Raw genomic sequence first — 23,888 nt, 5'->3', positions numbered from 1 at the left:
GTGTGGCAGTGCCAAATGGTCGGCAGGTGGCTGAACTGCTCGTGCGTGGGATTTCGGATGTATCGTCGGCAGAGCAATTGCCGCGTATTCGATGCCGTTCAAGGTCGGCAATTAAACGACCGCTATTCGGGTCGGTGGGAGCGAACGATCACCCGCCCTGTCTGAGCTTCGCCAGCACCTTCAGCCCACCATAGCCGTCGGCCGGCGTGAGGCCCGCTTTGGCCTGGAAGTCGCGGATCGCCTTCATGGTGTCGTTGCCGACGCGGCCATCGGTGCCGCCGGTGTCGAAGCCGGCGGCGGTCAGGCGCTTCTGCATCTCCTGCACCTCGGCCAAGGTCAGCGCGCGCTCCGAGCCGGGGAAGGGCTGCAGGAAGGGCGGGGCGCCCAGAATGCGGTCGCCGAGATGGCAGATCGCGAGCGCGTAGCTCATGGCCGGATTGTAGGACTTCACCGAGTAGAAGTTCGGGCCGAGCAGGAAGGCGGGGCCGCCCGCGACCGGAATCCAGAGCTGCGCTGACGCATTGGGCTGCGGGAACGGCTGGCCGTCGGCACGGGTGACGCCGGCCGCCTGCCACGCCGCATAGCTGCGGCTGCCAGACATGTTGCCGGGCGCGCGCACCTCGTAGCCCCAGTGCTCGCCGCGGTGATATTTGCCGCGGTTGACGAGATAGCGGGCGGTCGAGCCGAGCGCGTCGTCGGGGCGGCCGAACGGGTTGATCTTGCCATCGCCGTCATAGTCGAAGCCGACATTGAGCCAGACCTCGGGCATCCATTGCGTATGACCCATGGCGCCGGCCCAGGAGCCGCGCATCTCCTCCGGCGTGCTCCAGCCGCGGTCGACGATTTTCAGCGCATTGGTGAGCTCGGTCTCCCAATAGGCCTTGCGGCGCGGCTCGTTCCAGGCGAGCGCGGCGAGCGCCGGAAACACCGGGCGCATGTGGTTCTGCTGCACCAGCGGATCGCCGAACGCGGATTCGACGCCCCACAGCGCGAGAAGCGTGCCGCGCTCGACGCCAAAATCCTTCTCGATGCGCGCGAACAGCGCCTCGTTCTTCTGCAGCGCGATCTTGCCGTTGATGACGCGCCAGTCGGAGACGCGGCGGTTGATGTACTGCCAGAGCTGCTCCTTGAACTCGGGCTGGTTGCGCATCTCCTTGAACACGGTCATGTCCGGCTCGAGCCGTGCCATGACCCGCGTCCAGGTCGCCTGCGAGATGCCTTTGGCGAGCGCGCGGTTGCGGAAGCCGTCGCGCCAGGCCTCGAACTCGGCCGGCGCCGCGGACGCCGGCAGGGCCGGGACGAGCAGCGCGGCGGCGCCGAGGCCGGAGCGGAGCAGGGCGCGGCGGGTCATCGGATGAGGTCGTGAATCGGACTGGGTCATGGCCGCCAGTCTACCCGGTCAGGGCGGTGCGCGGCAAAGCCTTGGCAGCGCCGGGAACCCGCTAGGCGCCGTGGAGATCGGCGGCGATGTGCGCGAGCCAGCGCCGGATGGTCGCGAGCTCACTCCGTTTCAAGCCGCGGGCGAGCCTGCGTTCGATGGCGGTGGCCTGTCGGCGCGCCGTGGCGAGCAGCGCGAGGCCACGGCGCGTCAGGCTCCATTGCAGCATCCGGCCATGCACGGGATGCGGCGCCCTCTGGATGGCACCGTCCCGCTCCAGATTGCCGATGATCACGTTGACGGTCTGCGGCGTCAGCAGCGCGACGCGGGCGAGATCGGCCCCGGACAGCCCGGGATAGGCCTTCAGCATCGTCAGCACCACGAATTGCGGATGGGTCAGGCCGGTGGCGATGAGCGCGCGGTCGAGCGAAAGCCGCGCCGCGGCCTGCGCCTGGCGCAGCAGATAAGCGAGGTGGCCGTCCTCGCCGCGCTTGCCCTCGCCGGGCGAAGGCGGGCGGGCCTGACTCTTGGATTGAGTTTTGGGCCGACCCGCGGGGCCAGCCCTTCGCGAGGCTCGCGAGTTCGTCAATGCCGGTGCCTTGCGCATGTCATCAGAGCCCTGATAAGTTATCAGACATCTGATAACATGAGAGACGGACAATGTCACATTCGCGCAGCGAGTACACCGCGTTCCGGAGCCAGGCGCCGGAGCTGTACGAGGCCATCCTTGCGGTGAGCCAGCAGGCGGCCAAGGCCGGCCTCGACAAGCAGTTGCTCGAGCTCGTCAAGATCAGGGCGTCGCAGATCAATGGCTGCGCATTCTGCGTGCAGCATCACGTGCTGCTGGCCGAGAAGCTCGGCGTCTCCGCCGACAAGATCAACCTGGTCGTCGTGTGGCGCGAGGCGCCGCAATTCTCGGCCCGCGAGCGCGCGGCGCTGGCGTTCACCGAGGCGCTGACCACGCTGCACGGCGGCGTCAGCGATGAGGTCTACGCCCAGGCGCGGGCCGAATTTTCCGAAACGGAGCTGGTGTTCCTGACGTCGGCGATCGGCGTGATCAATCTCTGGAATCGCTACGGCGTCGCGTTCCGCTGGACGCCGGCGGAGCGGCCGGCAAGGGCGCCGTCCTGAGCTGCCTGGAACCGCAGCGGGGCCGGGCGGGTTATGCGTGCAACTCAGAGGAGGCGCGCGTGACCGGGACGGACGAACCGCTCAAGCCGGAGGATTTCCCGCTGGAAGCCGATAAGCAGCGCGTGCAGCGCCAGGACGGCAAGCCGATCGCCACGACGAAGAACGAGGCGATGGCGCACGAGATCGCCGAGCGTCTCAATGCCGAGGAGCAACGCCGCGAAGAGGACAAGTGGTCGGCGTGACCGACGACAACGAGCTCATGAGTTGCCTTGCGAGACGGCGAGCCGCGCGATGTGAACGATGATCTCGCGGCTTGCGCCATGCACCTCGCCGGGAGAGGTCGGATCGAGGGTGACAGGTCTACCACTCATAATTCCCGTGCGGCTGCCCCTCACGCCAACCCTCTCCCCGTAAGAACAGGGCGAGGGAGCACACCGGTGATGGCGGGCAAGCTTGTGTCTCTCTGAGAGCCGCGGGAGACAGATACCGGCTGCAAGCTAAGCTGCAAGCTAATAAGTATGTCGCGCTCAGAACGGATTGGCCGGCTGCGCGCGCTTGGGGCCTTCCGGCTTGGGCTCGACCGCGAGGCTAGGGTCGGTCGGCATCACGCGCGCGCCGGCAGCGCGGGCGACCTGGCCGGTGGTCGAATGACGCGCTTCGTCGGCCGACTTGATCTCGGGCGGATGCCAGCGGTCGCGCACCAGCATCGTCAGCGCGCCGACACAGACCAGCGCGATCGCCGCTGAAACGAGCGCCGGGCCGGCTCTGCGATGTGGGTTGGCTGTCACCGTCTGCGATCCTCCGCGCAGACAACCCGGAACGGTGGGCCGCGGTTCCAGCCGCGCCGGCGATCAGTTCCGGTCGCGCCCGGCGGCAGCATCGGCCGCAGGTCCGAGCGGCGAGGGTCCGAGCGCGCCGGTGGTCAACGGCGGCTGCGACGCGGTGATCTCCTCCAGCCCGACCTCGCGGCCGCGGCCGCCGATCAGGCGCTCATAGGCCGCGATCAGCGTCATGTAGGGATTGACCCAGATCCAGCCATCGCGCGTGAACAGCTGGACGTCGAAATGCAGATGGCGCGTGGTGCCGTTGGGATGGTCGAGATAGTTCGAGACCACGCCGATCGGCTCGCCCTCGCGCAAGCGCCGGCCGTTGAGCAGGCCGTCGGCATCCATCGCCGAAGGGTTCATGTGCATGTAGCGGAAGCGGATGTGCGCGGTGCCGCTGTTGACCTGCACCGTCACGGCCTGCTGCCGGGTCGAGCGGATCACGACGCCGTCGCGCGCGGCGAGCACGCGCTGCCGCCACGGATTGCAGCCCTCGGCGCCGTCGCGCCGCACCGGGCAGGCCCCCGGCCTGAGATCCTGGCCCTGATGGCCGAAGCCGCTGGCGCACTGGCCGACGTTGAAGCTTCGCGCCTCGCAGAAATTGTCGCGCCAGGGATACTGGCTCCACGGCTGGTCGAATTTGTCGCTCGCGCGCCGGCGGCCGAACGACTGCGAGTGCACATAGGCCGGCGCATCCAGGGGATAGCGGATCTGCGAATAGACGGTGCGGTCGGCCCGCCCGCTCCGGCCGCGTCCGCCGCTGTTGGCGACGATGTCGCCAACAGGCCGATAGGTGAAATCGGCATCGAACGTGACCGGACGCTCGGCTGTGAGCGGCGCGATCTCCGGCGGGATGCGCGACGGCTGCCCGCCGGCGATGCGCAGCGCCTTCAGGAAACGCTCGGCGATGGGATAGGCCTCGCGGCAGGCGAGGCGCCGCGGCCGCGGCGCGCTGTCGAGGCACTGGATCGAGACCACGTAGGGCACGCCGAAGCGGGTGAAGGCGTAGCGGACATAGCCCTCGCGAATGAAGCGGCGCAGATCCGGATATTGCGCTGACAGCGCCTTGACGCTTTCGCCCTTGCCGCCGGCGGGATCGGCGACCTCGTAGGTGAGGAGTGAGCCGGTGATCTGGATCTCGACCGGCTTGGCGAAGACGCGCGACGGCAGGCCGGAGGTCACCTCCGGCGGCAGCGAGAACACGGCGTCGTAGCCGGACGGGCCGGCATCGAACAGGTCGGTCTGGAAGTCGGCCTGATAGCGCGACAGGTCGCGCGCCGCGATGGCGGCGCTGCGGCGCGCAGCGAGATAGGCGATGGTGTCGAACGGCAGCAAAACGGGGACCGGACTGCGTCCGATCCCCGTGAAGATGGTCGAGGTCACGCCGTTGAGCTGGACCAGCGCGGGCCTGCGCCGGGCATCGCCGGCGGAAATACCGCTCCGGCGCGCGGACAGAGCGAAGTCGGCGGCGACCTCGGGCGCCGCGTTGAGCTCGGAGCGGAGCTGATCCAGCGCCGCGCGCCAGTCGGCGCGGTTGATGGTGAGGGCAGGCGGCGCGAAGTCATCGGCCGCGCGCGTCGTCGATGGCGCGGCCAGCGTGATGATCGCCGCCAGGGCGGCGATGAGCGTGATGACCCGTGCCCCCAAATTCCCCCACGCCCCCCGGCGTCAGATCCTCGAGATGCCTCAGTCCTTGGCGCGCTCGCAGTAGGAGCCGTCCTCGGTCATGACGACGATGCGGGTGCCGACCGTGATATGCGCCGGCACGCCGGTGCGGACGCCGTTGGAGAGCACCGCCGGCTTGTAGGACGACGACGCGGTCTGGCCCTTGGTGACCGGCTCGGTCTCGACAACCTCGAGCGTGACCCGCTGCGGCAGGGTGATCGCCACCGGCACCACGTCGTGCATCGACAGCTTGACCGTCATGTTCTCCTGGAGATAGGCGGCCTGGTTGCCGACCACGTCCTTCGGCACCTGGACCTGGTCGTAGGTCTCCGGGTTCATGAAGTGGAAGCCGTCGGCATCCTCGTAGAGGAACGTGAAGTTGCGCTCCTCGATCGTCGCCTTCTCGACCTGGTCGGTGGTCTTGAAGCGCTCCGAGATCTTCACGCCATCGCTGATTCGGCGCATTTCGATCTGGCTGACCGGGGTGCCCTTGCCGGGATGGATGTTCTCGGCGGTCACGACGACATAGAGCTTTCCATCTTGCTCAATGACGTTACCCTTGCGAATAGAGCTGGCGATGACTTTCAAAGCTGTTTTCCTGACACTGAAAAGGGGGCGCCGGCCCAAGCCGGGGCGCCACGCGACGCGGAATGCGGTTTCGGGCGGCAACATACTGATTTTGTCCGGGGTTGCCAGTCTTTTGCGGCCCGAACGGACGACCCTCTGATGTCCCGGGAGCCCGCGCCTTCGCCGTGGTGGTCGCCGCAGCGGCACGCCGATGTCAGGCCGTTCCTGCTCGCCCGGGCCGCCATATCCCGGGCGTTGCGGGCCTGGTTCGACGAGCAGGGCTTTACCGAGGTCGAGACCGGCATCCTGCAGGTGTCGCCGGGCAACGAGACCCACCTGCACGCACCACGCACCGACCTGACGAGCCCGGATGGAACCCGCTACCGGCGTTTTTTTCGAACCTCACCGGAATTCGCCTGCAAGAAGCTGCTGGCGGCCGGGGAGCGGCGGATCTTCGAGTTCGCCCGGGTGTTCCGCGACCGCGAGCGCGGCGACCTGCACCTGCCGGAATTCACCATGCTGGAATGGTATCGTGCGGAGGCGCCTTACGACGCGATCATGGCCGACACCGTCGTGGTGATCGCCCACGCCGCCCGGACCACCGGAATCCGGCAGTTCGCGTTCCGTGGCCGCACCGCCGATCCCTTCGCCGAGCCCGAGCTGCTGACGGTTGCCGGCGCGTTCGCGCGCCATGCCGGGATCGACCTGCTCGCGACCATCCGCGACGGCGCGGGCGACCGTGCGGCGCTGGCCCAGGCCGCCGCCGGCAAGATCCGGATCAGCGGCGATGACACCTGGTCGGACCTGTTCAGCAAGGTGCTGGTCGAGCATGTCGAGCCGCATCTCGGGCAGGGGCGGCTCACCGTGCTCTATGAATATCCGGCGCCAGAGGCCGCCCTGGCACGGGTGGCGGCCGACCCCCGCGTCGCCGAGCGGTTCGAGGTCTATGCCTGCGGCGTCGAGCTCGCCAATGGCTTCGGCGAGCTCACCGACGCCGCCGAGCAGCGCCGCCGCTTCGAGCAGGAGATGGCCGAGAAGGAGCGCCGCTATGGCGAGCGCTATCCGCTCGACGAGGACTTCCTCGCCGCCGTGGCCGAGATGCCGCAGGCGAGCGGCGTTGCGCTCGGCTTCGACCGCCTGGTGATGCTGGCGGCCGGCGCCATCAGGATCGACCAGGTGGTGTGGACGCCGCCGGCAGGTGAGCGATGAACAGGATCGAACGTCCGACGACATTGCGCAGCGCCGAGGATCTCGTCGCGCAGGGACTGGCCGACCCGGCGGAGCAGCCGGCGCTGGCGCGCGTGGCGCAGCGCTACGCCGTGGCGGTGACGACGCATCTCGCCGACCTGATCGACGTAGACGATCCGAATGATCCGATCGCGCGCCAGTTCGTGCCCAGCCCGGACGAGCTGAAGGCCGCGCCTGGCGAGCGCGGCGATCCGATCGGGGACGATTCGCATGCCCCGGTGCCCGGCGTCGTGCACCGCTATCCCGATCGGGTGCTGCTCAAGCTGGTGCATGTCTGCGCGGTCTATTGCCGCTTCTGCTTCCGCCGCGAGATGGTCGGGCCCGGCAAGGACAATGCGCTGTCGGAGGAGGCCTATCGCGGCGCGCTCGACTACATCCGCGGCCATCGCGAGATCTGGGAGGTGATCCTCACCGGCGGCGATCCGCTGATGCTGTCACCGCGGCGGCTGAAGGAGATCATGGCCGATCTCGCCGGCATCGAGCACGTCAGGATCATCCGTATCCACACCCGTTTGCCGGTCGCCGATCCCCAGCGCATCACGCCAGCGCTGGTCGACGCGCTGAAGGTGCCGGGCGCAACGACCTGGGTCGCGCTGCACGCCAACCATCCGCGCGAGCTCAGTCCTCCGGTTCAGGCGGCCTGCGCGCGGCTGATCGATGCCGGCATTCCCATGGTCAGCCAGTCGGTGCTGCTGCGCGGCGTCAATGATGACGCGGCGACCCTGGAGGCGCTGATGCGCGCCTTCGTGGAGATCCGCATCAAGCCGTATTACCTGCACCATGGCGACCTCGCGCCGGGCACGGCGCATCTGCGGACCACGCTGGCGCAAGGTCAGGCCCTGATTCGAACGCTGCGCGGCCGGGTGTCCGGCCTGTGCCAGCCCGACTACGTGCTCGACATTCCCGGCGGCTACGGCAAGGCGCCGGTGGGGCCGCAATACCTCACTGCCGATGAAACTGTTGAGCAGGATCATGTGGCAGCTGCGCAAACGCGCTATCGTGTGATTGACTATTGCGGTGAGGCGCACCTCTATCCGCCCGCCGCGGGATGAAGTGTCCTGCTGATTCCGCTGACACGGAGGAGCAACATGAAGAGACTTGCGATCGCGATGGGGCTCCTGATGGCCGCGACTGACGGCATCGCGCTGGCGCAGAGCGGCAGCGGCTCCTCCGCCGGCACCGGATCGAAGAGCGGCATGCCGCCGCAGGCGCCGATCGGCCATCGCCAGGTGCGTCCCAGCGACCTGCCGAAGGCCGAGCAGACCGAAGACAATTCGATGAGCGGCATGACCAAGGAAGACCGCGACCTCGATCGCAAGATCAAGGGCATCTGCCGCGGCTGCTGAGTCCGACCAGCGGCGCGCCCGACGCGCGCCGCCTTATTGGTTCGTGAGCGTTACGCCGAGCGCTCGTGTGGGGAGTTGCGAAGCGCCGCACGCCGGGCGGCGACGGCTTCGGCGAGCTGCTCCAGCACCTCCACCGTCGTGTCCCAGCCGATACAGCCGTCGGTGATGCTCTGGCCGTAGGTCAGCGGCACGCCCGGCTTGACGTCCTGCCGTCCGGCGACGAGATGGCTCTCGATCATCACGCCCATGATGCGCTGCTCGCCTGCGGCGAGCTGGTGGCCGACGTCGGCGGCGACCAGCGGCTGGTTCTCCGGCTTCTTGCTCGAATTGGCGTGGCTGGTGTCGATCATCAGCCGCGCCGGCAGTCCGGACTTGATCAGCTCGGCCGCGGCCTGCTCGACATGGGCGGCGTCGTAATTGGGGCCGCTGCCGCCGCGCAGGATGATGTGGCAGTCCTCGTTGCCCGTGGTCGCCGCGATGCCCGAGCGGCCGCCTTTGGTCACCGCCATGAAATGATGCGGATGGGCGGCCGACTTCACCGCATCCGCGGCGATGCGGATGTTGCCGTCGGTGCCGTTCTTGAAGCCGACCGGGCACGACAGGCCTGAGGCCAGCTCGCGGTGGATCTGGCTCTCGGTGGTGCGCGCGCCGATCGCAGCCCAGGCGACGAGGTCGGCGATGTATTGCGGGGTCGTCATGTCGAGGAATTCGCATCCCGCCGGCAGGCCGAGATTGTTGACGGCAGACAGCACGCTGCGCGCGAGCCGCAGGCCCTTGTTGATGTCGAAGGAATTGTCGAGGCCGGGATCGTTGATCAGGCCTTTCCAGCCGACGGTCGTGCGCGGCTTCTCGAAATAGACCCGCATCACGATCTCCAGGCGGTCGGCGAGGCGCTCGCGCAGGGCAGCGAGGCGGCCGGCGTAGTCGATCGCGGCGGCGGGATCGTGGATGGAGCAGGGGCCGACGATGACCAGCAGGCGGTCGTCGCTGCCGGTCAGGATGGCGTGGATCGCATTGCGCGCGGCCATCACCACACGGGTGGCAGTGAGGGTGCGGGGGATTTCACCCATCACCTCCGCCGGCAGGCTCAATTCCTTGATTTCCTTGATACGAAGATCGTCTGTGGTGCTCAGCACGGCGGGCTCCTGGGTCTCTTGGGTGGGCACCTGCCGGCAATAAAAAAGCCGCCAGGTCTGGCGGCTCGTTCGGATATCTTGCTGCAATGTGTCAGATTGAGCGCGATCCTCCCGCCGCCAGCGAGCTGTCGTAGCTAAAGTACCAATAGTAGCTGGTGGCGGCGTTGATCATGGTCGCTCTATAGCGGCCGCGCGGCCGCTTGTCATCTCGAAAATCGCAACCCTCGGACTAGGCGTTGCGGGCGGCGAGCGCCATGCCGATCATCGACAGCCCGCCGAACAGCAGGTTGATGCCGACCAGCAGACCGATCGCCCACATCGCCGTGCCCGGCAGGCCCGAAATGATGATTCCGGCGATCGCGATGTCGACGACGCCCGAGATTGCCAGCCACGACCAGCGTCCGGACAGTTCGCGGCGGTGCTCCAGCGCATACATGATGGTGGCGACGCCCTCGGCGAGGAAATAGACGCCGATCACGATCGTCAGCGTCACCGTCCCCTGGACCGGCTGCGCCACCAGGATGATTCCGGCGACGATGGCGAGCACGGCCGACAACAGCGACCACCAGAAGCCCGGCATGCCGCGAGCCCAGAAGGTGAGCGCGAGCCCGGCGATGCCCGAGATCAGGAACATCCAGCCGAGGAAGATCGTGACCGCGAGGCTCGCCAGCGGGGTGAGGATCATCGCCAGCAGGCCGAGCACCGCGAGCAGGATGCCCTCGATCAGGAAGGCCTTCCAATGCGCGCGCATGGCCGCCCCCATTTGCGACCTCATGCGTTCGAGCTCGGGCGGAATCGTATCCTGGGGAAGGGTCATGATCGTCACTCCGGGCAAGGTCACGCGCTCAACGCCGCGGCCGCCTGCCCACGCACATGGTGAGGACCTGCGGCCCGGACAAGCGCGCGATGCGCGTTTCGTTGCTCTGCCGGCCGCAGCAGGCCGGGACTAGGCCGTCGTCCGCATCCGGTTGCGGCCGAAAACATAGACCGTCGTTGTGACAATCAGAAGGGCCATGCCGACGATGATCGCGGTGAGACCGAGTGGAACCAGCACGGCGGCGACGTTGCGGTCGGGGTTGAGCAGCCAGTGCCGAATGGAGGTCAGCACGAATCCGAGCCCGACGAAGCCGGCGGCGCCGCCGAACAGGAGCAGCGCCCACATCCTGCGCAGCTGGCTCAGCCTTGCCCGCGCTACCTCGGTGCGCGGCGTGTGGTGATGGGCGACCCGGCGCACCAGCCGCACGGCAAGGCCGATCGAGGAGAACCCGATCAGCACGCTGACGCCGCCGAGCCAGAGGCGCGCGGCGGCGTCGAGGGTCGACGCCCGCTGCAGCAGCAGCAACGGATAGTCGAAGGCCGCATGCAGCATCACCGGAGCGGCCAGCACCAGTGCCCAGCTCGACAGCCGCGCCCCTTCGCGATTGTGGCGGTTGGCGCCGAGCGCCGTACTGGTGCGGGCGATCGCGAGATAGGCACCGGCAATGATGCCGAGCGCACCATGAAACGGCACGGTGAGCACGCTGCGCAGCACCGCCAGCGAGCGCCACATCTCGGCATGCTGGACGAGATAAGCCAGGTTCTCGTAGGCCGCGAAGCCGAGCCCGACGGCGGCGCCGTAGAACACCGTGTCCATGGCATTGCCGACCTGCCGGCGCCGCGACCAGAGCGCGGCGATCACCGCGACCTTGGCGAGCTCTTCCGGCAAGGCGACGCCGAACAGAGCCCGGACCGCTTGCGCGATCCAGGGATTCTCCAGCGTCAGCCCGACATGCTGGAACGGGATCCGGACGATGCCGAGCAGCAGCACGCTGGCGGCACCCAGCAGGAAGGCGGTCCAGATCTTGAGCGGGGGGCCTGAATTGTCACCCGCGGCGACCACCAGCCAGAGGATGAGCAGCGCGGGCGCGATCGCGGCGGTGCCGATCACGGTCGCGAGGGCTTCGAGCAGGTTCATTTGCGATGGCAAGTAAGCCATGGTCTCCGATCATCCAATGCGGCGGGGCCGAACCGGCCGCCACCACCCGCACGGGGGATGGATTTGACATCGGTCCGTGGCCGCACGGCAAGATCTACATGTCGGCAGAATGAGCCGCCCTTCAAGGGAAAGAACCCCGTCCGGATGCTCGATTGGGGAGGGACCGCTGTGCGGCCGCAGTCCGCGGCCGCACGGCAGGGCTCAACGGGGCCGGGGTCCTCTCGGCGTCGCCGTATCGCTGTCGCGCGCCGGCGCCTCCTGGCGCGGCTCGCCCGGGGTCCAGGCGTCGGTGCGGGAGGGGCTCGGCGCCTGGGCGGTCGTCGGCGTTTCCACGCAGCTCAAGCGCGGCGTCGGGTCGGCTACGCGCCGGCACTCCAGACCCTCAGCAAAAGCGGTCTGGCTGATGGCGCACGCAACCAGGACAATCGAAAGAACAACTCTCATGGTGCCCCTCGGAGCAGGCTCGGCTCGCCCGTGATGCAGGCTCGACTCGGTCGTATTGGCCGATCATCTCCAGCTTGGTCGCAAAAGCGTGCATTTGTTTGACCATTCTCGCCGTCATTCAAAAAAAACTTCCGAAAATCGCTTGCATTATCGGAAGGTTGCAAGTCGTGCGCGAGTTCTGGCCGGCGGAATGAATGCGCGGTTGCGCTCGCTCTCGAACGGCGCCAAGTGCGCGGCCGGCGCCGAGCCGCTGCCGGACCATTTGCCCCCAGCTTGCGCGGCATGAACGGTCGGCCGGGCTTGATGTGGCGGATGGATCATGGTCGGTTGCCGCGATGAATTCGCCGCCTTGGTCAGCTTCCGACAGAACCTGTGGTCCACGCTATCGCCGTGGCTGGGTCGACGACGCCGTGGCGGCCATCGAGGCCGACCAGTGCCGGACCGCCGACACGCATCTGATCCGGCTGATCGTGCCCGCGCTCGCCGGCATCGACATCTACCTGAAGGACGAATCGACCCACCCGACCGGGAGCCTCAAGCATCGGCTGGCCCGATCGCTGTTTCTCTATGCGCTGTGCAACGGCCACATCCGGGAAGGCACGCCGGTGGTCGAGGCCTCCTCCGGGTCGACAGCGGTCTCGGAGGCCTATTTCGCGCAGATGATCGGCGTGCCGTTCTACGCGGTGATGCCGCGCACCACCTCGGAAGAGAAGATCGCCGCGATCACGCATTACGGCGGCAATTGCCACCTCATCGACGACGGCCGGTTTCTCTATGCCGAGGCGGCCGCGCTCGCAGGCCGGCTCGGTGGCCATTACATGGACCAGTTCACCTTCGCCGAGCGCGCCACCGATTGGCGCGGCAACAACAACATCGCCGAGTCGATCTTCAACCAGTTGCAGGGCGAGCGCTGTCCGCTGCCGGAATGGATCGTGATGGGCGCAGGGACCGGCGGCACGTCGGCGACGATGGGCCGCTATCTGCGGTACCGCCGCCACCCGACGCGGCTGTGCGTCGCCGATGTCGAGCATTCGGCCTTCTTCGACGCCTTCTGCAACGGCGACAGCGCCCGGACTTGCGAACGGCCGTCATTGATCGAAGGCGTCGGCCGTCCGCGCTGCGAGCCGTCCTTCGTGCCTGGCGTGGTGGACCGGATGATGAAGGTGCCGGATGCCGCGTCCGTGGCGGCCATGAACGTGCTGACGCGGCGGCTGCGGCGGCCGGTCGGCGGCTCGACCGGAACCAACTTCCTGGCGCTGTGCCGGCTGGCGGCGGAGATGCGGCAGCAGGGACAGACGGGGTCGCTGGTCACGCTGATCTGCGATTCCGGGGAGCGCTACCGCCAGACCTATTACGAGCCGCAATGGCTGTCCGCGCGCGGTCTCGACCCCGCGCCGTACGAGGCCGCTCTGTCCGCCTTTCTTGATACCGGGGCGCCGCTACGGCTCGATATTGCCGATGCGGGGAATCCGCTGCCCGCCTGAATGCCTCCGCGCGCGTCGTGGTGAGAGCCGCGGCGAGCGGTGTCCGGATGCCCGGCAATGTGCGCGATCCCTGATCTGGATCAACGAAGAAGGCGCCGGATTGCGCTTTGGTCCGACCCCGAGCAGGGCTCCAAGGGCGCGCCGGAACGCAGGTTCGGGACGTGGGCAGGGGAAGGACGGATCAGGTGATGAACTACGACAGCTATTTCGACCGTGCCCTCGACCAGTTGCACCAGGAGCGGCGCTATCGCGTCTTTGCCGATCTGGAGCGCCTCGCCGGCCGCTTCCCGCGCGCGATTTGGCATTCGCCGGAGGGGCCGAAGGATGTCGTGATCTGGTGCTCCAATGACTATCTCGGCATGGGCCAGCATCCGAAGGTGATCGGCGCCATGGTCGACGTGGCCGCGCGCATGGGCACCGGCGCCGGCGGCACCCGCAACATCGCCGGCACCAACCATCCGCTGATCGAGCTCGAGCGCGAGCTCGCCGATCTCCACGGCAAGCAAGCGGCGCTGGTGTTCACCTCGGGCTACGTCTCCAACGAGACCGGCATCTCGACCATCGCAAAACTGCTGCCGAACTGTCTGCTGCTGTCGGACGCGCTCAACCACAATTCGATGATCGAGGGCGTCCGCAAGGCCGGGAGCGAGAAGCAGGTCTGGCGGCACAACGACCTCGCCCATCTCGAAGAGCTGCTGCGGGCGGCCGATCCCGACCGTCCCAAGCTGATCGTCTGCGAGAGCCTGTATTCGATGGACGGTGACGTCGCGCCGTTGCACCGGATCTGCGATCTCGCCGAGCGTTATGGCGCGCTCACTTACGTCGACGAGGTCCATGCGGTCGGCATGTACGGCCCGCGCGGCGGCGGCATCGCCGAGCGCGACGGCGCGATGGCCCGCATCGACATCCTCGAGGGCACGCTCGCCAAGGCCTTTGGCTGCCTCGGCGGCTACATCGCTGCCAATGCCAATCTGATCGATGCCGTCCGCTCCTATGCGCCGGGCTTCATCTTCACCACCGCCTTGCCGCCGGCGGTTTGCGCCGCGGCGACCGCCGCGATCCGCCACCTCAAGACCTCGCAGTGGGAGCGTGACCGGCACCAGGATCGGGCGGCGCGGCTCAAGGCCGTACTGAACGCCTCGGGGCTGCCGGTCATGCCGTCCGACACCCACATCGTGCCGGTGCATGTCGGCGATCCCGAGAAGTGCAAGACGGCGTCCGACCTGCTCCTGTCCGAGCACGGCATCTACATCCAGCCGATCAACTATCCGACCGTGCCGCGCGGCCTGGAGCGGCTGCGGATCACGCCATCGCCCTACCATGATGACGGCCTGATCGACGCCCTGGCCGAGGCGCTGGTCGACGTCTGGGACCGGCTCGGCCTTGCACGGGCGCCGCAGGCGCTGGCCGCGGAGTGAGCCCGTTCCGCTGACCTGTCACATCGGCCTGTCAGTTTGATCTGCCGCAATGCCGCCCGCGCCCGCGCGGGCGTAGTCTTTTGCGTTCAGGGAAAATGCCGGTTCGGCAAGGCCCGGCCGGCGCACAGGCGAGGGCGGCCATGGCAAGGATCATCGAAGCGCTGCTGCAGGAGCACGAGAATCTCGAGAAGCTTCTCTCGGTGCTCGAGCACGAACTGGAGCTGTTCGATCACAATCGGCGGCCGGACTACGACATTCTGCAGAGCATCATCGCCTATTTCGAGGACTATCCGCAGCGCTGTCATCATCCCAAGGAGGAGATGATCTTCGGCAAGCTGCGCGAGCGCGATCCAGCCGCGGCCGCGGCCTATGGCGACGTCGACGACGAGCACGAGACCGAGGCGCGGCGGCTGCGCGGCTTTGCCGACGCCGTGAACGCGGTGCTGTCGGACCAGGAGATCCTGCGCGAACGCTTCCACGCCGCCGTGCATGAGTTCATCGACAGCCAGCGCGAGCATCTGCGCAAGGAGGAGACCCTGCTGTTTCCCGCGGCGCTGCGTACCCTCCAGGCGGAGGATTGGGCCGACATCGACGCCCGCATGTCCGACCGCAAGGACCCGCTGTTCGACGGCGACGTCGCCGAGAAATTCCACAATCTCGAGCGGACCATCCTGCGCTGGGAACAGGAGGCGGAGCAGGCGCGCGCCACGGCCGGCTGATGGCATTTTGCCCAATTGCGCCCCGCGAGCCGTGGACTATAGTTTCAGCTCGGGGGCAGGCACTCGTCTCGGAGTTGGCTATGACCGCTTTGAACACAGGGCTCGAACCGGCCCGAGGTTCGCAGGATGCAGGTGCCGTCGACGCGACGGGCAGGCCTGCGCAGGTCCCGATGGCGCAGCAGAACGCCTTCGGCAGCCACGGCTATGACATGTATCCGCAGAAGCTCATCCGGCTGTCGGGCTGTCAGGAGCGCGCGCTCCGTCGCGAGAAGAAGCTCCCGTTGCTGCTGAGCTGACGGTGCTGCCCCGTAAGCATACGGTTGGCTGGCTTGTATTAAGACATCGTTAACCAGGCCGCGCGACCCTGTTTGCATACTCCCCCAGGAGTGCGACGGAACCGGACGGCCGGAGCCGGCAGTCGCGACAAAAGGCCGGCGGCGTAACGCCCGCCGGCCTTTTTGCGTGGGCGGGGTGTCCCGGAATCCCCCTGGATCAGTTGCGTCGCGCCAGCGAACGCAGGAAGCCCTGATATTCCTCGTTCAGCTCCATATCGACGGCGGGTGCGAGCCGCAGCAGCACGTTGGCGATGAACGCCTGATCGTTGCGGGGGTCCGCCAGCACCTCGCGCAGCACCGGGACGTTGTCCTCGATGTGGTGCAGGAAGGCGACGCCTTTCTCCGCCGTCTCGGTCCAGCGCGCCCGCGTCCATTTCGCCAGCGGATACATGATCTCGTGGACGAAGTTCGATTTGCGCGCCTTCTCGAAGAAGCGCAGTCCGGCGCTCCAATTTTCCTTGGCGCGCAGCGGCGGTGGGGACAGATCGCCGGTCAGCATCTTCCTGCCGGCCTGGCCGACGAAATCGTCCAGCGTGGTCGGCGCATCGATCGTGGCGCGGAAGTGCCACAGCGCGAACGAGCCGGGAAAATCCTTGCCCATGCCGTCGAGCAGGGCCGTCTCGACCGTGTCGACCGCCGCCTTGTCGCCCTTGAGCGACGCCGTCATCGCGAAGGCGAACAGCGCGTCGTTGCCGACCTCATGGACGCCGCCGTTCTTCAATTGCGCCGCCGACAATGCGGGCGTCTTGCCGTCGGCAGGCACCGTGGCCTCGCCGGCGCGTTGCGCCTTGATGAAGGCGGTGATCTCGAGCCAAGCCGTGAGGTTGGCGATGAAGGCGTCGGGATCGACATGCACGATGGCGAGATTGAGCGGCTCCTTGCGCGTTCTCAGCTCGGTCATGTCGGTCATGTCGCACTCCGCAGCAGCTCGCCGCCGAACGGTCTGTCGCCTTTGCGACATGATGGCTCGTTCGACGAAGATGCCGGGAAGGGCAGCAAGAAGGGTGCCACGGTCTTGTCGGGCTCGCGGGCACGGCGCGATCCTCGGAACGAGTCTTGCTCGGCTGCTTCGCGTGCGGTGTTCGCAACGGAAAGCATGAGGCCAGTGAATGTTCACCCGTGTCTGCAAGGCCGACACGATCGACGAAGGCGGCATGCGCCTCGTGATCGCCGATGCCAAGCTCATCATCCTGGCCTGGCCCGACGATGGCGAGCTCAAGGCGTTCCAGGGCGTCTGCCCGCACACCGCGGCGCCGATGGAGGAGGCCGGCTTCGACGGCCGCGTGCTCAGTTGCCCCGTGCACAATTGGACGTGGGATGCCCGTACCGGCGCACCGCTCCACCCTCCGGAGAGTGCGTTGGCCGCGTATCCGGTGAAGGTCGAGGACGGCGTGGTCTACATCGACACGGACGGCATCTCTCCGCTGTTTGCGGCCCGTTGAGCATGCGGGACCAGACCGGAAAGACCGGCACGGGGTGGCTTGCCCGGCCGGCGAAACGCCTCTATACGTTCGGCGCGCGGCACGGAATCACCGTCGGTGGTTCAGCCGACCTCGCAGATCATCGCCTCAAGCGGCTGATTTGCTGAAGGTTTTGCCGAAACGTGCAAGCGGCGATGGCACCGGGGTCTCGTGCCCTCTGGCATCGTGCGTATTGCTCCCTTCGTCTATCGGTCAGGACGCCACCCTTTCACGGTGGAGAGAGCGGTTCGATTCCGCTAGGGAGCGCCATTCCGCGCCGGCTTTCCTTCCATCTCCGATCTTGAAACGGACGGTTTGCGCCGAGACGTGTCGGCGCGGGGTCCTGCATCCATGAATCGCACGCCCAGTACGTGATCCGGTCAACCGTCCATTAGGGTCCTTGCCGTACTGCAGCGGGCGAAGCAGGAGCAGGATGATGGCCGCGCCCAAGAAGCGGGAAGCCCGCAAATCAATGAAGCAGCCGGCGTGGATCACGCTGGAGGGCGGGTTCGCCGTGCGCCATTGCCTGGTTCAGGACATTTCCAGCGCCGGCGCCAAGCTGACCTTGCAGGACGCGGTGGCGCTGCCGGCAACCATCCGGCTCGCCTTCGCGCGCGACGCAAGAACCGGCCGGCAGTGCCAGGTGGTGTGGCGCCGCGGCGCCTCGGTCGGCGTCAAGTTCATCGGCAAATAGACCGGTATCGCTTCACTGCTGCAGACGCGCTAACAAGCGGCATGTGCCGTTCTCTCATCCTGGGCGCCCTCGCGGCGCTCGCCGCCGCGACCGTTGCGGCCGCCGGCTCGCCGGGGTCATCGCTTCTTGTGCCATCGCTTCCCGGGCCGAAGGCGGCTGGACCGAATAAGGCCGCACCCCGTTCAGGCGCCGCCACCAACAATCCCTGCGCGTCCTACGGTGCGAACTTCGTGCGTGTCGAGGGAACCGATACCTGCGTGAAGGTCGGCGGCGCCCTGGGCGTCGAGATGGGCACCTCGGCCGGCCGCTGAGGCGCTCACGACAGCGGCGGCGCGATGTGGCGGATGAAGGCCGGGCGTTGCGCGATCTGTCCGTACCAGCGCGCGAGACTCGGCAGCTCCGGCTTGTCGACACCTTCGACTCCGAACCAGCGCCGCGCATAGGCGCCGAGCGCGATGTCGGCGAGCGTGAAGCGCTCGGCCTCGACATGGCTGCGCGTGGCCAGATGCGCGTCGAAGATGCGCCACATCGCCGCGGCGTCGTCGGCCGCCTTCTGCAAGGCGGGCATGTCGCGCTGCTCCGGTGGCGTACGCACCAATCCCCAGAACAGCGGACGCTCGATCGGCTGCACCGTCGACAGCGTCCAGTCCAGCCAGCGCTCCACCGCGGCGCGGTGCCGCGGCGTCGTCGGGTAGAGCGGCGTGCCGTCGCCATGAGCGAGGCAGAGGTAGCGCATGATCGCGTTGCTCTCCCACAGCACGAAATCACCCTCGACCAGGGTCGGGATGCGGCCGTTCGGATTCATCGCGAGATAGTCCGCTTCGTTGTTGCGGCCGTACTGCATGCCGGCGTCGATCCGGTCATAAGCGATCTCGAGCTCGGCGAGACACCAGAGCACCTTCTGCACGTTCACCGAATTGGGGCGGCCCCAGATCGTCAGTCTGTTGTCGGCGGACACGTTCGGCTCCTCTCTGGCGAGCGTCATCATTAGCGCATGTTACGCAAAAAGCCCCGCTCGTTGGCGGGGCTTTTCGGTCGAGCACGTCGTTCGCGGGATCAGCGGCCGAAGAACAGCCATAGCAGAATGATCACCGGAATCGGCACGCCCAACAACCACAATAGAATTCCACGACCCATCTCGGCCTCCTCGTATCCTCACCGTCAATCGGAGCGACAACGCGAGGGTGGCCTCGATGTTCCGGCCGGAATCACGCGGGGCAGATGACTCACCAATGTCCGGTGTTCGGCATCGACAGCCAGGGCTCGGCGGGCGCCTTCGGCTCGCCCTTCTGCAACAGCTCGATCGAGTGCAGGTCGGGCGAGCGGACGAAGGCCATGTTGCCGTCGCGCGGCGGCCGGTTGATGGTGATGCCGAGCTTCATCAGCCGGTCGCAGGTGGCGTAGATGTCGTCGACCTCGTAGGCGAGATGGCCGAAGAAGCGGTCCTCGCCATAGCTCTCCTCGTCCCAATTGTAGGTGAGCTCGACCAGCGGGGCGCCGCGCGTCGGCGGCAGGCTCTTCAGCAGGTGTTCATCCTCGGGTGCGCAGAGAAACACCAGGGTGAAGCGACCCTTGTCGTTGTCGATCCGGCGCACCTCCTTGAGGCCGAGCGCATCGGAATAGAATTTGAGCGCGGCGTCGAGATTGCGCACGCGCAGCATGGTGTGGAGATAACGCATCGTTTCTTCTCTCCCTGAACTCGAAGCGGCTGGTCAACGGCCGCCTGCGGACGCCGATCCATAGCAGCAATTCGTTCGCCCGTGTATCGAGCCTGATGCTGCGGCGATGCCGGCTCGCGCGGATGTGCGGTGCGCGCGGCGACGCATTCATTGGACTGCGCGCTGTTGCGAGAGCCTCTCCGCATGCCCGCGAATCGCTGTTTTGGCAGTGATTCGCGGCATGGATGAACGGGCGCGATGCGACCGCATGCAGGTATTTCAGCGTGTTTCGCCTGCAATGTGCGGCCAAAATCACGCAGGACCGTCGAAAATGCCTAGAAATATAGGGGAAAATGAATCGCATGCTCCGTTCGATCGCCAACGCAGCTTGACTTCTGCGCGCTCCGTTGGAATTTTGGCGCCGCTGTGGGTGCTTCGGGGCCCCTTGAAATGCAGGAGAATCCCGAAAATCGCGGGGTGATACGCCACCAGACGACTGAAGTCCCGGCTGTGCAATGCAGCCAGAAAGCCCCGACCAGTCTGCGCAGCAATGCGCTGATAGCCGCGCAGTCGTCACGTCATTCACCAGTATCAATCACAAGGAGATACGATGGCTACCCAACTTTCCAAGTCGCAACTGATCGAGAAGATTGCGACCTCGACCGAGCTGTCCAAGCGCGACGTCAAGAACGTCATGGAGACGCTCACCGACGTCGGCCACAAGGAGCTGAAGAAGAACGGCGTGTTCCTGGTGCCGGGCTTCGCCAAGTTCGTCGTCGTCAAGAAGCCCGCCGTGAAGGCGCGCAAGGGCACCAACCCCTTCACCGGCGAAGAGATGATGTTCAAGGCCAAGCCGGCCCGCAAGATCGTGCGCGCGCGCCCGGTCAAGGCCGCCAAGGACGCGGTTGCCTGATCTGACCGTCAGTCACGGTCGTGATCACGTCAAAGGCCTCCCGGAAGGGAGGCCTTTTTCGTTGCGGCTGTGTGGTTGCAGCGCGGCTGAGCGTTGCGGTCGCCGAAGCGCCGCCGTCCCCGGATCGCGAAGGTTGGCACCGCGGGGGCCCGAAAAACGACAGCAGCGCCAGCGCGACGGAATATCTTCGTCGCGTGGCGCCACCCTCGAGCACTGGGCCCTGAAATCCCCAGTACTGATCTGTCTCGGGGTGGCGCAGGCAGGTTCAAAGGATTTTGCGGGAAAATTGACCGGCCCGTGCGACCTCCGGCCCGCGCAGGAGCGCCATCGCGCGCGCTGGGGAGAAGCCGGTGGATATGGCGCAGCAAGCCGTTGATCAGCAATCCGGAGAGTCCAGGCGAGGAGCTGTGGACAAGCGTTGGATCGACTGTGGATGAAGGGCCGGCGATCGCCGCAAAGCTCGGCTCTAGCGGCGCTCGCCGTTCAGATCCGCGCCGTCGTCCGCTCTTGTTTCAGGCGCCACACCGGCCGCCTCGGTCCTGGGATGACAGGACGCAAGCACGACGAATCCGCCATAGCCGATGATGTTGAACAGAAGTTCCAGCCAGGATGCCATCGCGGATTCCCCCCATGGCAGTGAACGTGTGGCGACGGTGACGGTTCCAGACGCGCGCGGCGGTGAGCCTGCCTGCAACCAACTCCCCAGCATCTGCGTTGTTTGGACGCACGGGAATTGGAGGACATTCGATCATGAGAAAGACATTGGCTGTTCTGGCGACCGCGGGCGCCGTCGCCATCACCGCACTGGCGGCACCCGCTCCGGCACAGGCGCGCGGCATCGGCCCGGGTCTCGCATTCGGCCTCGCGGCGGGAGCGCTGACCGCCGGCGCGATCGCGGCGTCGCACCCGTATTACTATGGTCCGGGCTACGGCTACTACGACTACGGCCCGCGTTACGTCTACGCGCCCGGGCCGTATGCCTATTACGGCGGACCGTACTATCATCGCTACCACCACTGGCGTCATCACTGGTAAGCGCCAGTCGTAAGGAGGAGGGCCCGGATGGCGAAAGCCTCCGGGCTCTTCTCTCATCCCTGCTATTCCGCGGCCTCGCCGCGCTGTGCCTTCTTCCACGCCAAGCGGGCATATTCCTCGCGTTCGCGCGCGAACTTCTCCTGGGTCGACTTGAACCGTGCAATCCTTGCGGTGATGTCGGCGCGCTCCTTCGCGCGGCGGTCGTCCTGCGTCTCGTTCTGCCTCACGGATCCTCTCTGCTCCGGTCGCTATCCGGCGAGCCTCGCCCTGAGACGCGTGACAAACTTCCTGGCGAATCGCTGGCGCGATGTGGGTGTCCGATTGAGGCGTGATTGCGGACGCCCGGCCCCGCTGCAGGCGGGTCGCGCGTTTTGCTGGGGAGAGAAGGCGAGCACCGCCAACGTCTTCCGGTAGACACGGAACGATCCGACTCGTCTTGCTTGCAGTTGCGTCGTTCACGGCTGGTTCCGGAGGATGCGGAGTAGCGCAACGACGCAGCCGGGCCGGACATGCTCGGAGGCGGGAGCCAGCTTGCCGTGCTATGAAGGGAGGACAATGATGGTGCGAGGTTTCATGGTTCGGGGCCGCCGCTGATGATTGCATCCGATCTGCACGACGGGGTGAACCGCCTGGGAGACATGATCGCTGCGGCGCGTGTGATCGTGCCCTTCACCGGCGCTGGAATATCGACCGAGACGGGCATTCCGGATTTCCGGTCTCCCGGCGGTCTATGGACGCGCAACCGGCCGATCCATTTCGACGAATTCGTCGCCAGCCAGGAGGCGCGGGACGAGGCCTGGCGGCGGCGCTTCGCGATGCAGGAGACGTTTGCCGCGGCGCGGCCCGGCCGCGGACACCTGGCGCTTTCGTCGCTCTACCGTGCGGGGAAAATTCCGGCCGTGATCACTCAGAACATCGACAACCTGCACCAGGACTCCGGTTTCGCGCCGGATCACGTCATCGAGCTGCACGGCAACACCACCTACGCGCGATGCATCGGATGCGGGCAGCGCTATGAGCTCACCTGGGTGCGCGAGCGCTTCGAGGCCGACGGGGCCGCGCCGGATTGCCCCGATTGCGCGGAGCCGGTGAAGACCGCGACGGTATCCTTTGGTCAGTCGATGCCGGAGCATGAAATGCAGCGCGCCACCGAGCTCGCGCAGCACTGTGATCTGTTCGTCGCGATCGGCTCGTCGCTGGTTGTGTGGCCGGCCGCTGGCTTTCCATTGATGGCAAAGCGGGCTGGCGCGCGACTCGTGATCATCAACCGGGAACCGACCGATCAGGACGACGTTGCCGACCTCGTTGTCCACCACGAGATCGGCGAAGTACTCGGATCGTTCGTCCGTAATTGAACGGAAATTGATGCATTTTTGTCGGCATCTCTGTTCATATGCCTCAGTGAAACCGATTTTTATCTATGCGCGGCACGAGGGAATGTTATCTTTGATTCGAGAGATTCGCGTGACTCATCGTGGGTATAGGTGGTGAGCACGTGTATGAGGGCGCCGTTGCAGGGGTGGCGGCTCACAATTCATATGTGAGGTCCGGGGTTATGGGGTCGGACGGATTTGAGTCCAAGAAGCTTGGGGTGCCGGTCGTTGGTGGTTCGACACCAACCCGGCTCGGGGCGGAATATCAAACCGGCGTCGCGCGCGACTCGGCAATTGATGCGATGACCGGTCTTGGCGAGAACCTCGTCGAAATCAGCGGCGTCATCAAATGGTTCGACGCCTCGAAGGGATACGGTTTCATCGTTCCCGACAATGGCTGGCCGGACGTGCTGCTGCACGTCACGGTGCTCAGGCGCGACGGCTACCAGACCGCCTATGAAGGGGCTCGCCTGGTGGTGGAGTGCGTGCAGCGCTCCAAGGGCTACCAGGCCTTCCGCATCGTCTCGATGGACGAGTCGACGGCGATCCATCCGGCGCAGATGCTGCCGCCGCGCACCCACGTCACGGTGACGCCGACCAGCGGGCTGGAGCGAGCCCAGGTCAAGTGGTTCAACCGCCTGCGCGGCTTCGGCTTCGTGACCTGCGGGGAAGGGAGCCCGGACATCTTCGTCCACATGGAGACCCTGCGCCGCTACGGCATGACCGAGCTGCGCCCCGGCCAATGGGTGCTGGTCCGCTACGGGCCCGGCTCCAAGGGCATGATGGCGGCCGAGATCCACCCCGAGACGGGTTCGCCGGCATTGTCCTCGCACTGAGTTGCTTGCGATCACTGCACTTGACGGCCCTGGAAAGGTGCTTTCCGGGGCCGTTTTCATGTCGGCTCCATCTTCACGGCCAGGCCGCGGTCTTGCTGCCGAGGCCGCGACCGTGTAGTGACGGGTTCGTCGAGGACAATCGTCCCTTGAGAACATCGGGGTATAGCGCAGCCTGGTAGCGCGGCAGTTTTGGGTACTGCAGGTCGTTGGTTCGAATCCAGCTGCCCCGACCATCTCCGCAGCAACGTG

The 23,888-nt window shown here is 66.6% G+C and carries 29 protein-coding genes and 2 tRNA genes; 18 read left to right on the top strand and 13 right to left on the bottom strand.

Annotated elements, in window-relative coordinates:
• Positions 1–148: 148 nt before the first annotated feature.
• Both ACQR1D_RS13940 and ACQR1D_RS13935 read right to left on the bottom strand, forming a co-directional pair.
• On the bottom strand, positions 149–1,381 hold the full coding sequence (locus ACQR1D_RS13940; RefSeq protein ID WP_316236552.1) for a lytic murein transglycosylase: 1,233 nt from the start codon (positions 1,379–1,381) through the stop codon (positions 149–151).
• 61 nt (positions 1,382–1,442) lie between these two features.
• Positions 1,443–1,985, bottom strand: a complete 543-nt coding sequence (locus ACQR1D_RS13935; protein WP_434893877.1) for a MarR family winged helix-turn-helix transcriptional regulator — start codon at positions 1,983–1,985, stop codon at positions 1,443–1,445.
• Positions 1,986–2,038: 53 nt separating this feature from the next.
• Here ACQR1D_RS13935 and ACQR1D_RS13930 point away from each other — a divergent pair, with 53 nt between their 5' ends.
• Both ACQR1D_RS13930 and ACQR1D_RS13925 read left to right on the top strand, forming a co-directional pair.
• Positions 2,039–2,509, top strand: a complete 471-nt coding sequence (locus ACQR1D_RS13930) for a carboxymuconolactone decarboxylase family protein (protein WP_434893878.1) — start codon at positions 2,039–2,041, stop codon at positions 2,507–2,509.
• Positions 2,510–2,568: 59 nt separating this feature from the next.
• Complete coding sequence (locus ACQR1D_RS13925) at positions 2,569–2,751, top strand: hypothetical protein (protein ID WP_316178884.1); 183 nt, start codon at positions 2,569–2,571, stop codon at positions 2,749–2,751.
• Positions 2,752–3,036: 285 nt separating this feature from the next.
• On the opposite strand, the gene ACQR1D_RS13920 is transcribed toward ACQR1D_RS13925, so the two are convergent.
• The 3 genes from ACQR1D_RS13920 to efp form a co-directional block, all read right to left on the bottom strand.
• Positions 3,037–3,297 carry a hypothetical protein gene (locus ACQR1D_RS13920; protein ID WP_315800095.1) on the bottom strand — a complete coding sequence of 87 codons (261 nt, stop codon included), beginning with the start codon at positions 3,295–3,297 and terminating at the stop codon, positions 3,037–3,039.
• A 63-nt stretch (positions 3,298–3,360) separates the two neighbouring features.
• On the bottom strand, positions 3,361–4,980 hold the full coding sequence (locus ACQR1D_RS13915) for a M23 family peptidase (protein WP_434893879.1): 1,620 nt from the start codon (positions 4,978–4,980) through the stop codon (positions 3,361–3,363).
• 39 nt (positions 4,981–5,019) lie between these two features.
• Positions 5,020–5,586 carry an elongation factor P gene (efp, locus tag ACQR1D_RS13910; RefSeq protein WP_006614774.1) on the bottom strand — a complete coding sequence of 189 codons (567 nt, stop codon included), beginning with the start codon at positions 5,584–5,586 and terminating at the stop codon, positions 5,020–5,022.
• A gap of 138 nt (positions 5,587–5,724) precedes the next feature.
• Between efp and epmA the strand changes: the two genes are divergently transcribed.
• Genes epmA through ACQR1D_RS13895 form a run of 3 tightly spaced genes read left to right on the top strand, consistent with a single transcriptional unit; the run spans position 5,725 to position 8,159 of the window.
• Entirely contained in the window at positions 5,725–6,774 is a 1,050-nt protein-coding gene (gene epmA, locus ACQR1D_RS13905; RefSeq protein ID WP_434893880.1) for an EF-P lysine aminoacylase EpmA, read from the top strand.
• Entirely contained in the window at positions 6,771–7,865 is a 1,095-nt protein-coding gene (locus ACQR1D_RS13900) for a lysine-2,3-aminomutase-like protein (protein ID WP_434893881.1), read from the top strand. Before epmA ends, ACQR1D_RS13900 begins: the two co-directional genes overlap by 4 nt.
• A gap of 36 nt (positions 7,866–7,901) precedes the next feature.
• Positions 7,902–8,159 (top strand): hypothetical protein, encoded by a 258-nt coding sequence (locus ACQR1D_RS13895; RefSeq protein ID WP_315800091.1) that lies wholly within the window; start codon positions 7,902–7,904, stop codon positions 8,157–8,159.
• A 50-nt stretch (positions 8,160–8,209) separates the two neighbouring features.
• Here ACQR1D_RS13895 and ACQR1D_RS13890 read toward each other — a convergent pair whose 3' ends face one another.
• From ACQR1D_RS13890 to ACQR1D_RS13880, 3 genes are all read right to left on the bottom strand, one after another.
• Positions 8,210–9,295, bottom strand: a complete 1,086-nt coding sequence (locus ACQR1D_RS13890; RefSeq protein ID WP_316215751.1) for a 3-deoxy-7-phosphoheptulonate synthase — start codon at positions 9,293–9,295, stop codon at positions 8,210–8,212.
• A 229-nt stretch (positions 9,296–9,524) separates the two neighbouring features.
• Positions 9,525–10,112, bottom strand: coding sequence for an HdeD family acid-resistance protein (locus ACQR1D_RS13885; RefSeq protein ID WP_316178874.1), 588 nt, complete (start codon positions 10,110–10,112; stop codon positions 9,525–9,527).
• Positions 10,113–10,241: 129 nt separating this feature from the next.
• On the bottom strand, positions 10,242–11,270 hold the full coding sequence (locus ACQR1D_RS13880) for a PrsW family glutamic-type intramembrane protease (protein ID WP_315800088.1): 1,029 nt from the start codon (positions 11,268–11,270) through the stop codon (positions 10,242–10,244).
• Positions 11,271–12,049: 779 nt separating this feature from the next.
• Between ACQR1D_RS13880 and ACQR1D_RS13875 the strand changes: the two genes are divergently transcribed.
• From ACQR1D_RS13875 to ACQR1D_RS13860, 4 genes are all read left to right on the top strand, one after another.
• Positions 12,050–13,198 (top strand): PLP-dependent cysteine synthase family protein, encoded by a 1,149-nt coding sequence (locus tag ACQR1D_RS13875; protein WP_316178872.1) that lies wholly within the window; start codon positions 12,050–12,052, stop codon positions 13,196–13,198.
• 188 nt (positions 13,199–13,386) lie between these two features.
• Positions 13,387–14,616, top strand: coding sequence for a 5-aminolevulinate synthase (gene hemA / locus ACQR1D_RS13870; protein WP_434839506.1), 1,230 nt, complete (start codon positions 13,387–13,389; stop codon positions 14,614–14,616).
• A gap of 140 nt (positions 14,617–14,756) precedes the next feature.
• Positions 14,757–15,335, top strand: a complete 579-nt coding sequence (locus ACQR1D_RS13865; RefSeq protein ID WP_315800085.1) for a hemerythrin domain-containing protein — start codon at positions 14,757–14,759, stop codon at positions 15,333–15,335.
• An 80-nt stretch (positions 15,336–15,415) separates the two neighbouring features.
• On the top strand, positions 15,416–15,631 hold the full coding sequence (locus ACQR1D_RS13860) for a hypothetical protein (RefSeq protein WP_315800084.1): 216 nt from the start codon (positions 15,416–15,418) through the stop codon (positions 15,629–15,631).
• 196 nt (positions 15,632–15,827) lie between these two features.
• Here the strand turns inward: ACQR1D_RS13860 and ACQR1D_RS13855 are convergent, their stop codons facing one another.
• A complete protein-coding gene (locus ACQR1D_RS13855; RefSeq protein WP_316178867.1) occupies positions 15,828–16,580 on the bottom strand; it encodes a hypothetical protein in 753 nt (250 codons plus the stop codon).
• Between the two features lie 199 nt (positions 16,581–16,779).
• Here ACQR1D_RS13855 and ACQR1D_RS13850 point away from each other — a divergent pair, with 199 nt between their 5' ends.
• The 4 genes from ACQR1D_RS13850 (at position 16,780) to ACQR1D_RS13835 (ending at position 18,135) form a co-directional block, all read left to right on the top strand.
• Complete coding sequence (locus ACQR1D_RS13850; protein ID WP_434839507.1) at positions 16,780–17,112, top strand: Rieske 2Fe-2S domain-containing protein; 333 nt, start codon at positions 16,780–16,782, stop codon at positions 17,110–17,112.
• Between the two features lie 213 nt (positions 17,113–17,325).
• Positions 17,326–17,400: transfer RNA gene (locus tag ACQR1D_RS13845), tRNA-Glu, on the top strand.
• Positions 17,401–17,566: 166 nt separating this feature from the next.
• Positions 17,567–17,824: a PilZ domain-containing protein gene (locus ACQR1D_RS13840; RefSeq protein ID WP_434839508.1), complete on the top strand. Its 258-nt coding sequence runs from the start codon at positions 17,567–17,569 to the stop codon at positions 17,822–17,824.
• Between the two features lie 41 nt (positions 17,825–17,865).
• On the top strand, positions 17,866–18,135 hold the full coding sequence (locus ACQR1D_RS13835; protein ID WP_434839509.1) for a porin: 270 nt from the start codon (positions 17,866–17,868) through the stop codon (positions 18,133–18,135).
• 5 nt (positions 18,136–18,140) lie between these two features.
• On the opposite strand, the gene ACQR1D_RS13830 is transcribed toward ACQR1D_RS13835, so the two are convergent.
• Both ACQR1D_RS13830 and ACQR1D_RS13825 read right to left on the bottom strand, forming a co-directional pair.
• Positions 18,141–18,809: a glutathione S-transferase family protein gene (locus ACQR1D_RS13830; RefSeq protein ID WP_409997857.1), complete on the bottom strand. Its 669-nt coding sequence runs from the start codon at positions 18,807–18,809 to the stop codon at positions 18,141–18,143.
• 241 nt (positions 18,810–19,050) lie between these two features.
• Positions 19,051–19,503, bottom strand: a complete 453-nt coding sequence (locus ACQR1D_RS13825) for a VOC family protein (protein WP_012044102.1) — start codon at positions 19,501–19,503, stop codon at positions 19,051–19,053.
• 589 nt (positions 19,504–20,092) lie between these two features.
• Here ACQR1D_RS13825 and ACQR1D_RS13820 point away from each other — a divergent pair.
• Positions 20,093–20,395, top strand: a complete 303-nt coding sequence (locus ACQR1D_RS13820) for an HU family DNA-binding protein (protein WP_172109121.1) — start codon at positions 20,093–20,095, stop codon at positions 20,393–20,395.
• A 466-nt stretch (positions 20,396–20,861) separates the two neighbouring features.
• Here ACQR1D_RS13820 and ACQR1D_RS13815 read toward each other — a convergent pair whose 3' ends face one another.
• Entirely contained in the window at positions 20,862–21,011 is a 150-nt protein-coding gene (locus ACQR1D_RS13815) for a hypothetical protein (protein ID WP_434839510.1), read from the bottom strand.
• Between the two features lie 134 nt (positions 21,012–21,145).
• Between ACQR1D_RS13815 and ACQR1D_RS13810 the strand changes: the two genes are divergently transcribed.
• Positions 21,146–21,430 (top strand): hypothetical protein, encoded by a 285-nt coding sequence (locus ACQR1D_RS13810; protein WP_315800079.1) that lies wholly within the window; start codon positions 21,146–21,148, stop codon positions 21,428–21,430.
• A gap of 62 nt (positions 21,431–21,492) precedes the next feature.
• Here the strand turns inward: ACQR1D_RS13810 and ACQR1D_RS13805 are convergent, their stop codons facing one another.
• A complete protein-coding gene (locus tag ACQR1D_RS13805; protein ID WP_315712073.1) occupies positions 21,493–21,657 on the bottom strand; it encodes a hypothetical protein in 165 nt (54 codons plus the stop codon).
• A 366-nt stretch (positions 21,658–22,023) separates the two neighbouring features.
• Between ACQR1D_RS13805 and ACQR1D_RS13800 the strand changes: the two genes are divergently transcribed.
• The 3 genes from ACQR1D_RS13800 to ACQR1D_RS13790 all read left to right on the top strand — a co-directional run bounded on the left by ACQR1D_RS13800 (position 22,024) and on the right by ACQR1D_RS13790 (position 23,872).
• Positions 22,024–22,785, top strand: a complete 762-nt coding sequence (locus tag ACQR1D_RS13800; protein WP_315800078.1) for an SIR2 family NAD-dependent protein deacylase — start codon at positions 22,024–22,026, stop codon at positions 22,783–22,785.
• 200 nt (positions 22,786–22,985) lie between these two features.
• Complete coding sequence (locus tag ACQR1D_RS13795) at positions 22,986–23,639, top strand: cold-shock protein (protein ID WP_315800077.1); 654 nt, start codon at positions 22,986–22,988, stop codon at positions 23,637–23,639.
• Positions 23,640–23,795: 156 nt separating this feature from the next.
• Positions 23,796–23,872, top strand: a tRNA-Pro gene (locus ACQR1D_RS13790).
• The last annotated feature ends 16 nt before the right edge of the window (positions 23,873–23,888 follow it).

The organism is Bradyrhizobium sp. HKCCYLRH2047 (assembly GCF_051168175.1).
GTDB lineage: Bacteria > Pseudomonadota > Alphaproteobacteria > Rhizobiales > Xanthobacteraceae > Bradyrhizobium.
Note: the sequence above shows the minus strand (reverse complement) of the source record. Positions and strands in the feature narration are given on the sequence as shown.